The 12,963-nt window shown below is 73.3% G+C and carries 12 protein-coding genes; 4 read left to right on the forward strand and 8 right to left on the reverse strand.

All coding sequences use genetic code 11. The features are described from left to right. Window positions 1-31: 31 nt before the first annotated feature. The 4 genes from phbB to phaR form a co-directional block, all read right to left on the reverse strand. Entirely contained in the window at window positions 32-778 is a 747-nt protein-coding gene (gene phbB / locus EDC57_RS04850) for a beta-ketoacyl-ACP reductase (protein WP_123400709.1), read from the reverse strand. Window positions 779-818: 40 nt separating this feature from the next. Continuing rightward, a complete protein-coding gene (locus tag EDC57_RS04855; RefSeq protein WP_123400710.1) occupies window positions 819-2,000 on the reverse strand; it encodes an acetyl-CoA C-acetyltransferase in 1,182 nt (393 codons plus the stop codon). A gap of 144 nt (window positions 2,001-2,144) precedes the next feature. Then, window positions 2,145-2,561 (reverse strand): phasin family protein, encoded by a 417-nt coding sequence (locus tag EDC57_RS04860; protein WP_123400711.1) that lies wholly within the window; start codon window positions 2,559-2,561, stop codon window positions 2,145-2,147. Window positions 2,562-2,644: 83 nt separating this feature from the next. After that, the gene (phaR, locus tag EDC57_RS04865) at window positions 2,645-3,160 is read right to left on the reverse strand and encodes a polyhydroxyalkanoate synthesis repressor PhaR (protein WP_123400712.1); all 516 of its coding nucleotides are present in this window, start codon (window positions 3,158-3,160) and stop codon (window positions 2,645-2,647) included. A 288-nt stretch (window positions 3,161-3,448) separates the two neighbouring features. Between phaR and nifJ the strand changes: the two genes are divergently transcribed. Both nifJ and EDC57_RS04875 read left to right on the forward strand, forming a co-directional pair. Beyond that, on the forward strand, window positions 3,449-7,069 hold the full coding sequence (gene nifJ, locus EDC57_RS04870) for a pyruvate:ferredoxin (flavodoxin) oxidoreductase (protein ID WP_123400713.1): 3,621 nt from the start codon (window positions 3,449-3,451) through the stop codon (window positions 7,067-7,069). After that, window positions 7,069-8,085 carry a dihydroorotate dehydrogenase-like protein gene (locus EDC57_RS04875; RefSeq protein ID WP_123400714.1) on the forward strand — a complete coding sequence of 339 codons (1,017 nt, stop codon included), beginning with the start codon at window positions 7,069-7,071 and terminating at the stop codon, window positions 8,083-8,085. The genes nifJ and EDC57_RS04875 overlap by 1 nt, the downstream gene beginning before the upstream one ends. Here the strand turns inward: EDC57_RS04875 and EDC57_RS04880 are convergent. Genes EDC57_RS04880 through purM form a run of 3 tightly spaced genes read right to left on the reverse strand, consistent with a single transcriptional unit; the run spans window position 8,055 to window position 10,530 of the window. Beyond that, window positions 8,055-8,813, reverse strand: coding sequence for a DUF3108 domain-containing protein (locus EDC57_RS04880; RefSeq protein WP_123400715.1), 759 nt, complete (start codon window positions 8,811-8,813; stop codon window positions 8,055-8,057). The two genes, EDC57_RS04875 and EDC57_RS04880, sit on opposite strands and share 31 nt — an antisense overlap. Continuing rightward, window positions 8,813-9,466 (reverse strand): phosphoribosylglycinamide formyltransferase, encoded by a 654-nt coding sequence (purN, locus tag EDC57_RS04885; protein ID WP_211331876.1) that lies wholly within the window; start codon window positions 9,464-9,466, stop codon window positions 8,813-8,815. Before purN ends, EDC57_RS04880 begins: the two co-directional genes overlap by 1 nt. Then, window positions 9,463-10,530, reverse strand: a complete 1,068-nt coding sequence (gene purM / locus EDC57_RS04890; protein WP_123400716.1) for a phosphoribosylformylglycinamidine cyclo-ligase — start codon at window positions 10,528-10,530, stop codon at window positions 9,463-9,465. Before purM ends, purN begins: the two co-directional genes overlap by 4 nt. Window positions 10,531-10,638: 108 nt before the next feature. On the opposite strand from purM, the gene EDC57_RS04895 reads away from it, so the two are divergent. After that, window positions 10,639-11,688: a DUF2066 domain-containing protein gene (locus EDC57_RS04895; protein WP_123400717.1), complete on the forward strand. Its 1,050-nt coding sequence runs from the start codon at window positions 10,639-10,641 to the stop codon at window positions 11,686-11,688. Then, a complete protein-coding gene (locus EDC57_RS04900; RefSeq protein ID WP_123400718.1) occupies window positions 11,685-12,308 on the forward strand; it encodes a CDP-alcohol phosphatidyltransferase family protein in 624 nt (207 codons plus the stop codon). The genes EDC57_RS04895 and EDC57_RS04900 overlap by 4 nt, the downstream gene beginning before the upstream one ends. Here the strand turns inward: EDC57_RS04900 and hda are convergent. Next, window positions 12,271-12,957 (reverse strand): DnaA regulatory inactivator Hda, encoded by a 687-nt coding sequence (hda, locus tag EDC57_RS04905; RefSeq protein ID WP_170165036.1) that lies wholly within the window; start codon window positions 12,955-12,957, stop codon window positions 12,271-12,273. The two genes, EDC57_RS04900 and hda, sit on opposite strands and share 38 nt — an antisense overlap. Window positions 12,958-12,963: the final 6 nt, after the last annotated feature.

Below are 12,963 nucleotides of genomic sequence, written 5' to 3' on the forward strand. Positions count from 1 at the left end.
GGCGGGCCGTGCCGCCCCCGGTCGCGCGGGGTCAGTGGTGCATGTGCTGGCCGCCGTTGATGGAGAAGTTGGCGCCGGTGATGAAGCCGGCCTCGTCGGCGGCGAGGAAGACCACGGCGCGGGCGATCTCCTCCGGCCTGCCGAGCCGGCCCACCGGGATCTGGGCGATGATCTTCTCGCGGATCTCCTCCGCGATCGCCATCACCATGGGCGTGCCGATGTAGCCCGGCGAGATGGTGTTGACGGTCACCCCCTTGGCCGCGCCCTCCTGGGCCAGGGCCATGGTGAAGCCGTGCATGCCGGCCTTGGCCGCGGCGTAGTTGGCCTGGCCGAACTGGCCCTTCTCGCCGTTGAGGGAGGAGATGTTGATGATGCGCCCGAAGCCGCGCGCGAGCATGCCCTCCCACACCTGCTTGGTGACGTTGAAGCAGCTGTCGAGGTTGGTGCGCAGCACCGCCTGCCACTGCTCCGGGGTCATCTTCCGGAAGGTGGCGTCGCGGGTGATGCCGGCGTTGTTGACCAGGATCTCCACCGGCCCGAGCTCCGCCTCCACCTGCGCCACCATGGCGCGGCAGGAGTCGAAGTCGGTGACATCCCCCGGCACCACCAGGATCTCGTGCCCCTCGGCGCGGCGCGCCTCCTGCCACTCGCGCGCCTTGTCCTCGTGACCGGGCAGGAAGTTCGCGGCGACGCGCGCGCCGGCCTCGGCCAGGGCGACGCAGATGGCGGTGCCGATGCCGCCCGTTCCCCCGGTCACCAGTGCCACACGGTTCTTCATCGTTGCTCTCCTCCCTCGCTGGATGGGTTGCACACTTCGCTCAGCGTTCCACCGCCAGCGCCACGCCCTGGCCGCCGCCGATGCAGAGGGTGGCCAGGCCGCGGTGCGCGCCGCGGCGGGCCATCTCGTGCAGCAGGGTCACGAGGATGCGGGCGCCGGAGGCGCCGATGGGGTGGCCGAGGGCGATGGCGCCGCCGTTGACGTTGACCCGGGCCGTGTCCCAGCCCATGTCGCGGTTGACGGCGATGGCCTGGGCGGCGAAGGCCTCGTTGGCCTCGACGAGGTCGAGGTCCTCCACCTGCCAGCCGGCCCGCTCCAGGCAGCGGCGCGAGGCGGGGACGGGCCCGATGCCCATGATCTTGGGATCGACCCCGGCCTTGGCGTAGGCGGCGATGCGGGCCATGGGCTCGAGGCCGAGCTCGCGCGCCCGGCGCGCGGTCATCACCAGCACTGCGGCGGCGCCGTCGTTGATCCCCGAGGCGTTGCCCGCGGTGACGGTACCGTCCTTCTCGAAGGCCGGGCGCAGCGCCGCGAGCCGCTCCAGGGTGGTGCCCCGGCGGGGGTGCTCGTCGGTGTCGAAGACCCGGGTCTCGCCCTTGCCCGCCGGGACCTCGACGGGGACGATCTCGTCGCGGAAGCGCCCCGCATCGATGGCGGCGAGGGCCTTCTCCTGGGAGGCCAGGGCGAAGGCGTCCTGCTCCTCGCGGCTGATGCCGTACTGGCGCACCAGGTTCTCCGCGGTGCAGCCCATGTGGATGTCGTGGAAGGCGTCGATGAGCCCGTCCACGAGCATGGTGTCCAGGAGACGCCACTCCCCGAGGCGCTGTCCGGTGCGCGAGCCCGGCAGCACGTGGGGCGCCCCGCTCATGTTCTCCTGGCCGCCGGCGACGACGATCTCGGCGTCGCCGTCGCGGATCGCCTGCGCGGCCAGATGCACCGCCTTGAGACCGCTGCCGCAGACCTTGTTGATGGTCATCGCGGGGACGTGGTGGGGGAGGCCGGCGCGGATGGCGGCCTGCCGCGCCGGATTCTGGCCCGCGCCCGCGGTGAGGACCTGCCCCAGGATCACCTCGTCGATCTGCGCGGGATCGATCCCGGTGCGCTCGACGAGGGCGCGGATGACGCGGGCGCCGAGCTCCGGCGCCGGGATCCCGGCGAGGGATCCGCCGAAGGTGCCGATGGCGGTGCGTGCCGCCGCGACGATGACGATGTCCTGCTCCATGCCTTGCTCCTCCCGGCCCCGGGGGGCCGCATCCGCCGCCGTGTCCCGGCGGCCTCGACGAAAAGGGCCCCGTGCCCGCGCCGGGCAGGGGCCCTTCGGTCAGTCGCGTGGCGCCGCCCCTGCGGGCGGACGCGCTTGACGCACTCAGGCGGCCTTCTTGCCCGCCTTGGCGACGGCGGCGACGCCCTGCTCGAGGCGGCTCACCACCTTGCGCGCCTCCTCGCCGGCGGTGGAGGCGGCGCTGCGCAGGGCCTCCTCCATCAGCGCCACCAGCTCACCCTGGGTCTCGAGGGCGATGTCCAGCAGGGCCTCGGCCTGGGCGCGGGCCTTGGCGGCGTACTCGGCGGCGAAGCCCGCCTGCGCGGCGTAGAGATCCTGATAGCCGCGCACCTCGCCCGCCGCCTTGAGCTGGCGGGCGGCGAGATCGGCGTAGTCGCCGAAGGCCGCCACCTGCTGGCGGGCGACCTTCTCGGCGGCCTTGCGCGCGATGGCCTGGTAGCGCAGCGCGTTCTCCAGCGCGGCATTCTGGTACGACGTCCACTGCTCGAAGAGCTCGTTCATGGCCTGACCTCCTTGAAGGGTCCTTGGATATTGCACTGCAACATGATTGCTGCAGTGCACAATAGACCCCCCGCGGGCGGAAGTCAAGCGCCTTTGCGGCGGCTGCGGGCGGTGTGGTCGCGGGTCTCGGCGGTGCCGTCGCCGCCCTCCTGCGGCGGCTTGACGCCCTGGAGGAAGGCCTCCTGCATCTCGCGCCAGAGCTCGAGGTTGCGCTGGGTCAGCTCGGCCATGACCGAGACCGGGGTGCGGCTGACCAGCTCGCGCATCTGCTCGCGCAGGGTCTGCTGCTGCTCGACGAACAGCTCCATGCTCCGCTCCAGGTAGCGGGTCATGACCCCCTGCAGGCTGTCGCCGTAGAAGCGGATGATCCGCGTGAGGAGGTCGGTGGTGAAGACCGGGGTGCCGCCCTCCTCCTGCTCGGCGATGATCTGGAGCAGGATGCTGCGGGTGAGGTCCTCGCCGCTGCGGGCGTCGACGACGCGGAAGTCGACGCCGTCGAGCACCAGCTGGCGGACGTCGCCGAGGGTGATGTAGCTGCTGATGGCGGTGTCGTAGAGGCGCCGGTTGGGGTACTTCTTGATGATGCGTGGGTCGGACATCGCTCGGGCTCCCGCCGCGGGGCATGCTGCAGCGCGGTAGTGGATCGGGCGATGGTACCAGAAAGAAGCCGGGGAAGGCGCGGGCGGGGGTCGCGCAGCCGCCGGAAGACGCGCCCCGGCTCTCTGCGTTGCAGGAAAAATCATTCTCAAGACATTGAATCTCCGCGGAAATATCGATTGTTGCGATGCAATAACAGCCGTGCTAGCATCGGGACCACAAGCGTCATCGACAACCACACGAGGGCCGGCCGCGGCCGGCCCGCGAGCACGAAGCAGCGAGGGGGAGCCATGTCCAAGCCCGAGATGGTGACGGTGGAGGGCAACGAGGCCGCCGCCCACATCGCCCACCTGACCAACGAAGTCATCGCCATCTATCCCATCACGCCGTCCTCGCCCATGGGCGAGTACGCCGACGCCTGGTCGGCCCAGGGCCGGACGAACCTCTGGGGCGTGGTGCCGCGGGTGGTGGAGCTGCAGAGCGAGGCCGGGGCGGCGGGCGCCGTGCACGGGGCGCTGCAGGCGGGCGAGCTCGCCACCACTTTCACCGCCTCGCAGGGCCTGCTCCTGATGATCCCGAACATGTTCAAGATCGCGGGCGAGCTCACGCCGGCGGTCATCCACGTGGCGGCCCGCACCGTCGCCACCCACGCCCTCTCCATCTTCGGCGACCACAGCGACGTGATGGCCGTGCGCGCCACCGGCTTCGCCATGCTCGCCTCCTGCTCGGTGCAGGAGGTCATGGACATGGCGCTCATCGCGCAGTCGGCGACCCTGGCCGGGCGGGTGCCGGTGCTGCACTTCTTCGACGGCTTCCGCACCTCCCACGAGGTGGCCAAGATCGCGAAGGTGCCGGACGAGGTGGTGCGGGCGATGATCGACGACGAACACGTGCGCGCCCACCGCGCGCGCGGCCTCAACCCCGAGCGCCCGGTGATCCGGGGCACCTCGCAGAACCCCGACGTCTATTTCCAGTCCCGCGAGGCCGTCAGCCCCTTCTACGCCCGCTTCCCGGAGGTGGTGCAGCGGACCATGGACCGCTTCGCCGAGCTCACCGGCCGGCGCTACCACCTCTTCGACTACTTCGGCTCGCAGGAGGCCGAGCGCGTGGTCGTGCTCATGGGCTCGGGCTGCGAGGCCACCGAGGAGGTGGTGGAGACGCTGCTGCGGCGCGGGGAGAAGGTGGGCATGGTGCGGGTGCGGCTCTTCCGCCCCTTCGCCGCGGAGCGCTTCCTCGCCGCGCTGCCGCCGACGGTGCGCCGCATCGCCGTCCTCGACCGCACCAAGGAGCCGGGCGCCGACGGCGAGCCCCTCTACAAGGACGTGCTCGCCGCCGTCGCGCGGGCCCACGCCGAGGGCACGAGCCCCTTCGCCGAGATGCCGCTGGTGGTGGGCGGGCGCTACGGGCTCTCCTCCAAGGAGTTCAACCCCCAGATGATCAAGGGGGTGTTCGACGAGCTCGCCAGGCAGCGGCCGAAGAACGGCTTCACCGTGGGCATCGTCGACGACGTCTGCCACAGCCACATCGAGCCGGATCCGGACTTCCGCGTCGACGAGCCCGAGGGGCTGCTGCGCGCGGTCTTCTTCGGCCTCGGCTCCGACGGCACCGTCAGCGCCAACAAGAACACGATCAAGATCATCGGCGAGGAGACCGACCTCTACGCCCAGGGCTACTTCGTCTACGACTCCAAGAAGGCGGGTGCGGTGACGGTGTCGCACCTGCGCTTCTCGCCCGAGCCCATCCGCTCCACCTACCTCATCGGGGACGGCGAGGCGGACTTCGTGGGCTGTCACCAGCCCCGCTTCCTCGACCGCTTCGACATGCTCGCCAAGGCCAGGCCGGGGGCGGTCTTCCTCCTCAACACGCCGGCCGCCCCGGACAAGGTCTGGGACACGCTGCCCCGCGGCGCCCAGGCGCAGATCCTCGAGAAGGGCATCCGCGTCTACGCCATCGACGCGGTGACGGTGGCGCGCGAGACCGGGATGGGCTCACGCATCAACACCATCATGCAGGCCTGCTTCTTCGCCGTCTCGGGCCTGCTGCCCCGCGAGGAGGGCATCGCCGCGATCAAGCGCGCGGTGGAGAAGACCTACGGCAAGAAGGGCGAGCGCATCGTCGAGCGCAACTTCCGCGCCATCGACATGGCCCTGGAGCACCTGTACGAGGTGCCGGTCCCCGGGCGCATCACCAGCGAGACCGAGATCGGCTTCCGCGTGCCGGAGGAGGCGCCCGACTTCGTCCGGCGCGTCACCGCCCCGCTCATCGCCGGCAAGGGCGACGAGCTGCCGGTGAGCGTGCTGCCCTGCGACGGCACCTATCCCACCGGGACCGCGCGCTGGGAGAAGCGCAACTTGGCGCTGGAGATCCCGGTGTGGGAGCCGGAGCTGTGCATCTTCTGCGGCAAGTGCGTCTTCGTCTGCCCGCACTCGGCGATCCGCAGCAAGGTCTTCCACGTCGACCGGATCCAGGACGCGCCGCCCACCTTCAAGCACACCGCGGTCAAGGGCAAGGAGTTCGAGCCCGGGATGCACATCGCCTACCAGGTGGCGCCCGAGGACTGCACCGGCTGCTCGCTGTGCGTGGAGATCTGCCCCGCGCGCTCGAAGACCGACCACAGCTTCAAGGCCCTGAACATGCGCCCGCAGGAGCCGCTGCGCGAGCAGGAGCGGGAGAACTTCGCCTACTTCCTGCGCATCCCGCCCTTCGACCGCACGCGGCTTCGCACCTCGACCCTCAAGGGCGCGATGGTGATGGATCCGCTGTTCGAGTTCTCGGGGGCCTGCGTCGGCTGCGGCGAGACGCCCTACATCCGGCTCGCCACGCAGCTCTTCGGCGACCGCATGCTGATCGCCAACGCCACGGGGTGCTCGTCCATCTACGGCGGCAACCTGCCCACCACCCCCTACACCACCGACGCCGAGGGCCGGGGGCCGGCCTGGAACAACTCCCTCTTCGAGGACAACGCCGAGTTCGGCTACGGCATGCGGCTCGCCATCGACCAGCAGAAGGCCTATGCCGAGGCGCTGCTGCGGCGGCTCGCCGACCGCCTCGACGAGGCCCTGGTGCGGGGGCTGCTGGAGGCGGACCAGTCCAGCGAGGCCGGCATCCACGAGCAGCGCCAGCGGGTCAAGGCCCTGCGCACGGCGCTTGCGGCGATGGACGATCCGCTCGCGCGCGAGCTCGACTCGGTGGCCGACGCCCTGGTGCGCAGGTCGGTCTGGATCGTGGGCGGCGACGGCTGGGCCTACGACATCGGCTTCGGCGGCCTCGACCACGTGCTTTCCACCGGCGCCGACGTCAACATCCTGGTGCTGGACACCGAGGTCTACTCCAACACCGGCGGGCAGGCCTCGAAGGCAACGCCGCGCGGCGCCATCGCCAAGTTCGCCGCCAACGGCAAGATGCTGGGCAAGAAGGACCTGGCCGAGATCGCCATGAGCTACGAGCACGTCTACGTCGCCCAGGTCGCCTTCGGGGCCAAGGACGTGCACACGCTCAAGGCCTTCCTCGAGGCCGAGTCCTACCCCGGCACCTCGCTCATCATCGCCTACAGCCCGTGCATCGAGCACGGCATCGACCTGACGCGGCAGAACCTCACCCAGCAGCAGCTCGCCGTGGACAGCGGGCACTGGCCGCTGTTCCGCTACGATCCACGGCGCGTCGAGCAGGGGCTCAATCCGCTGCAGCTCGACTCCAAGAAGCCGTCGGTGCCGTACCGCGAGTTCATCGACCACGAGACGCGCTTCAACATCCTCTGGCGCAAGGACGGCGAGACCGCCGAGGCGCTGCTGCGGCGCTCGCAGCAGAAGGTGCTCGAGCACTACTTCCGCCTGCAGCAGCTTGCGGGGCTGCGTGTGGGCGGCGGCGAGGAGGCGGAGGCGAAGGCCAAGCCCGAGCGGGGGGCGGCGTGATGGCGGTGGATCTCGGCACCGACTACCTGGGGCTTCGCCTGCGCAGCCCCCTCGTGCCCTCGGCCTCGCCGCTGACGCGGTCGCTGGACACGGCGCGCAGGCTGGAGGATGCGGGGGCGGGCGCGGTGGTCATGTACTCGCTGTTCGAGGAGGACCTCGCCGCCGAGGAGGAGGCGCTCGCGCGCTTCGTCGAGGGGCACGAGGCGGGGCACGCCGAGGCGAGCGGCCTGGTGCCGCCGCTCGAGGGCTACCGCACCGGGCGCGACGAGTACCTCGAGCAGCTCCGCCGCCTCAAGGAGGCGCTGGAGATCCCGGTGATCGCCAGCCTCAACGGCACCACCGTGGGCAGCTGGCTGGATCACGGCCGCGCCCTCGAGGAGGCGGGCGCGGACGCCCTCGAGCTCAACCTCTACTACGTCGCCGCGGACCCCGGCGAGAGCGGCCGCGACGTCGAGGCCCGCTACGTCGAGGTCACGCGCGCCCTGCGCGAGGCGGTCTCCATCCCCATCGCGGTCAAGCTCGGCTACCAGCTCAGCGCGATCCCGCACCTGGTGCGGGAGCTGGAGGCGGCGGGGGCCGACGCCGTGGTCCTCTTCAACCGCTTCTACCAGCCCGACATCGATCTCGAACGGCTGGAGGTGGTGCCGGTGCACCGCCTCTCCACCTCGGCGGAGGCGTTGCTGGCGATCCGCTGGATCGCCATCCTCTACGGCCGCGTACGGCTCGGGCTCGCCGCCACCGGCGGGCTGCACACGGCCGAGGACGTGCTCAAGGTGCTGCTCGCCGGGGCCGACGCGGCGCAGCTCTGCAGCGTGCTCCTGCGCGAGGGTCCGCGCGCCCTCGGGCGGATCCGCGAGGACATGGTGCGCTGGATGGAGGACCGCGAGTACGCCTCGGTGGCCGAGCTGCGCGGCAGCCTCAGCCAGCGGCACGTGGAGGATCCGGCCGCCTTCGAGCGCGCCAACTACATGAAGGTGCTCTCGAGCTACGAGCCGGCCGCCGGCGTCTGGCGCTGAGGGGCGGCGGCCGCGGGCGCCGCCCGCCGGTGCCGCACCAGCACCATGCGCATGCGCTCGCGCCCGTCCTCGTCGAGGCGGGCGACGCGCACGGGCAGGTAGTCGAGGGCGGGGGCGCACCAGAAGCGCAGCGCCCCCTTGGCGCGGGGGCGCTCGATGAGCACGGTCTCGAACCGCCCCGCCGGGGTCTCCACCACCTCCCCGCCGAGGCGCCGGAAGCGGTAGGCCTTGAGGCGGCCGCCGTCGGCGATGCGGTAGGCGAGCGTCTCGGCGCCGGCGGCGAGGTCGGCCATCACCGCAAGCTGCACCGAGAGCTTGTCGAGGACGCCCGCCTCCAGGGGCAGGACCCAGCGCTCGCCGTCCACCTCGTGCACGGCCCGCCCCTGGGCCCACTGGAAGTCGATGGCCACGGTGCGGGCCTTGCGCCCCTCGCGCCGGTAGTGGTAGCGCAGCGGCCGCAGGCGCCCCGCCACCACCTCGAGCAGGCTCTCCTCGACGCTGCGCCCGTCCCCCACGAGGGCCGCCGCCAGCCCCTGGGGGATCAGCTCGGCGCGGTAGCGCAGCCGTCCCTCACCGGTCCGGGAGAGGGCGTAGCGGGCCTCGCCCAGGCGCAGGACGCCGGCGTGGACCGCATAGACCGCCTCATGGGGTGCGGCGACACCTGCCGAGGCCGCGGGCAGGGCGAGAAGCAGGGCGAGCGCCGCGAGCGCCGCGAGCGCCGCCCGCATCACGGCCCCTCGCCCTCGAAGCGCACCGGTGCCGCCAGCGGCAGCCCGTCGAGGAGCACGCGCGCCCCGTCCTGCCGGATCCGTCCCTCGGCGAACCAGCGCACGGCGAGGGGGTAGATCCGGTGCTCCTGGCGCAGCACGCGGGCGGCGAGGCGGGCCTCGTCGTCGCCGGGCAGCACCGGGACGCGGGCCTGCACGATCACCGGCCCGCCGTCGAGGTCGGCGGTGACGAAATGCACGCTCGCCCCGTGCTCGCGCACCCCCGCCTCCAGGGCGCGGCGGTGGGTGTGGAGACCGCGGAAGGCGGGCAGGAGCGAGGGGTGGATGTTGAGCATGCGCCCGGCGTAGCGGGCCACGGTCTGCGCCGAGAGCACGCGCATGAAGCCCGCGAGGAGCACGAGGTCGGGGCGGTGGCGGTCGATGGCCTCGGTCAGCGCCGCCTCGAAGGCGAGCCGGTCCGGGAAGGCGGTGTGGTCCACCACCTCGGTGGCGATCCCCGCCGCCTGCGCGCGCGCGAGTCCCTGGGCCTCGGGGCGGTTGCTGATCACGGCACGCACCTGCACCGGCAGCCGTCCGGCCGCGGCCTCGTCGAGGATCGCCTGGAGGTTGCTGCCGCGCCCCGAGATGAGGGCGACGACGCCGATGCCGCTCAACGCGCCTCCCCCCGCCAGCGCACCGGGGCCCCGTCGGCGCCGCGCGGCTCGATGCGGCCGAGGCACCAGACCGTCTCCCCGGCCGCCTCCAGCAGCGCCTGCGCCCGCGCCGCCTCCTCCTCGGCGACGCAGACCACCATGCCGATGCCGCAGTTGAAGGTGCGCAGCATCTCGCCCTCCTCGATGCCGCCCGCCTCGGCGAGCCAGCGGAAGACCGGCGGCCAGGCCCAGGCGCCGCGGTCCAGCACCGCCGCGCAGTCCTCGGGCAGCACCCGCGGCAGGTTCTCCGGGATGCCGCCGCCGGTGATGTGGGCGGCGGCGTGCACCTCCACCTCGGCGATCAGGGCGAGGAGGGCGCGGGCGTAGATGCGCGTCGGCGCGAGCAGGGTCTCGCCCAGGGTGGAGGCGCCGAAGGGGGCTGCGAGGTCGGCGCCGCTCTGCTCGAGGACGCGGCGGATCAGCGAGTAGCCGTTGGCGTGCGGCCCCGACGAGGCGAGACCGAGGACGACGTCGCCGGGGCGGACGCGGCGGCCGTCCACGAGGCGGGCGCGCTCGGCGATGCCGACGCAGAAGCCGGCGAGGTCGTAGTCGCCCGGCGCATAGAGGCCGGGCATCTCCGCGGTCTCACCGCCCACGAGGGCGCAGCCGGCGAGCTCGCAGCCGTGCGCGATGCCGGCCACCACCTCCGCCGCGGCCTCCACCTCGAGCCGCCCGGTGGCGAAGTAGTCGAGGAAGAAGAGCGGCTCGGCCCCCTGGACCACGACGTCGTTGACGCACATGGCGACGAGGTCGATGCCGATGGTGTCGTGCCGCCCCAGCGTCCGGGCGAGGAGCAGCTTGGTGCCGACGCCGTCGGTGCCGGAGACCAGCACCGGCTCGCGGTAGCGCTCCAGCGGCACGCGCACGAGGGCGGCGAAGCCGCCGATGCCGTCGAGGACCTCGTCGCGGCGGGTGCGCGCGGCGAGGGGGCGGATGCGGTCGACGAGCCGGTTGCCGGCGTCGATGTCGACCCCGGCGTCGCGGTAGGTCAGGCCCCGCGGGCGGGGCGGCGTGGATCCGGACAAGGCGCTCACCGTTCGGATGGGGACAGGGCCTGCATTATACGGCGCGCGCCGGGCGCCCGCGGGCTTGTGCTATCTTTGGCCGCGCTTTCGTCCTTGCACGCGAGGCCCATGAGGCGCAGCGCTTCTCTCCTCTCCGGCGTGGCGGTGGCGTGGCTGCTCCTGGCGGGGCCGCGGCCGGCGGCGGCCGTGCCCGTGCCGGAGCTGCACCGCGTCGAGGTGCTGGTGGAGGGGCGCGACCCTGCGCTGCGCGAGGAGGCCATCCGCGCGGCCCTGGCCCAGGTGCTGGTGCGGGTGGCGGGCCGTTCGGCGGTGCTGGGCACGGAGGCCGCGCGTGCGGCGCTCGCCGACGCCTCGCGCCTGCTGGTGCGCTACGCCTACCGCGACCGCGGTCCGGGCGACGAGGCGACGGTGCTCGCGCTGCGCTTCGACGAGGCGGCGGTGGCGGAGGTGGTGCGCGCCGCCGGCCTCCCGGTGTGGGGCGAGGAGCGTCCGCTGACGCTGGTCTGGGTGGCGGCGGAGACGGCGGACGGGGCGCGCCGGCTGGTGGTGGCGGACGACGAGGCGGGGCTGGCCCAGGCCCTGGCCCTGGCGGGGCAGCGGCGCGGGCTGCCGCTGGTGGTGCCGCTGGGGGATCTCGCCGACCGTGCGGCGGTGGACGTCGCCGATCTGTGGGCGGGCTTCGACGCCCCGGTGATGGAGGCCTCGCGCCGCTACGGCGCGGATCGCATCGCCGTGGTGCGCCTCGGCGCCGCAGGGGGCGGCTGGCGGGCCTCGTGGCGGCTGCTGGGCGAGGGCGGCACGGCGTGGGAGGCGTTCGGGGCGAGTCCGGCGCAGGCCCTCGGCGCGGGCATCGACGGGCTCGCCGAGCGTCTCGCCGAGCTCTACGCGCCGATCGGCGCGGGTGATGCGGTGCAGACGCTGCATCTGCGCGTCGAGGGGGTGCAGACCCTCGCCGACATCGTGCGCGTGGAGCGGTATCTCGCGGGGCTGCCGGCGGCGGCCGGGGCGATGCTGGTGGCGCTGGAGGGGGAGCGGGCCGAGTTCCGGCTGCGGCACGAGGGCGGGCTTGCGGCGCTGCGCCGCGGCCTGGAGGTGGCGGACCTCTTCGCCGAGGTGCGCGCCACCGACCAGGGTATCGCCGTCCGGCTGCGGCGATGAGGGGAGGCCGACCGGGCGCCTCGCCGTGGCGCCACATCCCCAACGCCCTCAGCCTGCTGCGCATCGTGCTGGTGGTCCCCATCGTCATGGCCGCCGCGCGCGGCCGCTACTGGGAGGCGCTGGTCTGGTTCGTCCTCGCCGCGGTCACCGACGGGCTCGACGGCTATCTCGCGCGCCGCTTCGGCTGGCGCTCCCGGCTCGGCGGCTTTCTCGACCCGGCGGCGGACAAGCTGCTGCTGGTGGCGAGCTACCTGCTGCTGGCGCGGCAGGGCCTGCTCCCGGCGTGGCTTGCCGCCCTCGTGGTGGGGCGCGACCTCTTCATCGTCGGCGGCAGCCTCCTCTTCCGCCTCATGGTGGGGCGCTTCGAGGCCGCCCCGAGCCTGCTGAGCAAGCTCAACACGGTGGTGCAGATCCTCCTCGTGGCCGCGGTCATCGCCGACCATCTCCGTGCGGGGCTGCTGCCGCCTGCGCTGCGCGAGGCGGGCATCGCCGCGGTCGCCGCCACCACCGTGGCCAGCGGCGCGGGCTACGCGTGGGTCTGGGGGCGCAGGGCGTGGCGTGCCCGCCGCCCTGCCGGAGCGCTCAGGGACCGAGGAGATCGCGCACGAAGGGCAGGGTGAGGCGCCGGCCGGCGGCGAGGCTCTCGCGGTCGAGGCGGGCGAGAAGGTCCACGAGGCGGTCGAGCCGCCGCGGATGGCGGGCGAGGAGGAAGCGGGCCACCTCGCGCGGGAGCTCGATGCCGCGGGCCTCGGCATGCAGGCGCAGGGCCTCGGCGAGCTCGTCGTCGGCGAGGGGTTCGAGCCCGTAGACCCCGCCCCAGGCGAGCCGGCTGCGCAGGTCGGGGAGGGCGAGGTCGAGACCGGCGAGGGGTGCGCGGGAGGCGGCGATGACGCCGCCGCCGCGGCCCGCGGCGTCGAGAAGGAGCAGGGCTGCGCCCTCCCAGGCGCGGTTGCCGGCCACATGCTCGAGGCCGTCCAGGCACACCAGGTCCATGCGCTCGAGCCCCTCCAGGGCCGCCTCGCTGCGGCAGGCGGGGTCGGCCAGATCCAGATAGGCCGCGCGCCGGCCCGCCTGCGCCGCGCGGTGACAGGCCCCCTGCAGCAGATGCGTCTTGCCGCTGCCGGCCGCGCCCCAGAGGTAGAGGATGCCGCCGGCGAGGGCCGCCTCGGCCACCCGCTCCCAGGCCGCGCGGTTCGGCCCGGGGTGGAAGCGCTCGAGGTCCGCGGGCGAGGCGCAGACGAGGGGCAGGGGGAACTGACGGGGTTGCACGCCGGG

The organism is Inmirania thermothiophila (assembly GCF_003751635.1).
GTDB lineage: Bacteria > Pseudomonadota > Gammaproteobacteria > DSM-100275 > DSM-100275 > Inmirania > Inmirania thermothiophila.

What these genes read in the sequence shown, in the direction of transcription:
- nifJ (WP_123400713.1), top strand. Translation starts at nt 3,449, where the DNA reads ATGTCCAAGCCCGAGATGGTGACGGTGGAGGGCAACGAGGCCGCCGCC.
- EDC57_RS04895 (WP_123400717.1), top strand. Translation starts at nt 10,639, where the DNA reads ATGAGGCGCAGCGCTTCTCTCCTCTCCGGCGTGGCGGTGGCGTGGCTG.
- EDC57_RS04900 (WP_123400718.1), top strand. Translation starts at nt 11,685, where the DNA reads ATGAGGGGAGGCCGACCGGGCGCCTCGCCGTGGCGCCACATCCCCAAC.
- phaR (WP_123400712.1), bottom strand. Translation starts at nt 3,160, where the DNA reads ATGTCCGACCCACGCATCATCAAGAAGTACCCCAACCGGCGCCTCTAC.
- EDC57_RS04880 (WP_123400715.1), bottom strand. Translation starts at nt 8,813, where the DNA reads ATGCGGGCGGCGCTCGCGGCGCTCGCGGCGCTCGCCCTGCTTCTCGCC.
- EDC57_RS04860 (WP_123400711.1), bottom strand. Translation starts at nt 2,561, where the DNA reads ATGAACGAGCTCTTCGAGCAGTGGACGTCGTACCAGAATGCCGCGCTG.
- phbB (WP_123400709.1), bottom strand. Translation starts at nt 778, where the DNA reads ATGAAGAACCGTGTGGCACTGGTGACCGGGGGAACGGGCGGCATCGGC.
- EDC57_RS04875 (WP_123400714.1), top strand. Translation starts at nt 7,069, where the DNA reads ATGGCGGTGGATCTCGGCACCGACTACCTGGGGCTTCGCCTGCGCAGC.
- EDC57_RS04855 (WP_123400710.1), bottom strand. Translation starts at nt 2,000, where the DNA reads ATGGAGCAGGACATCGTCATCGTCGCGGCGGCACGCACCGCCATCGGC.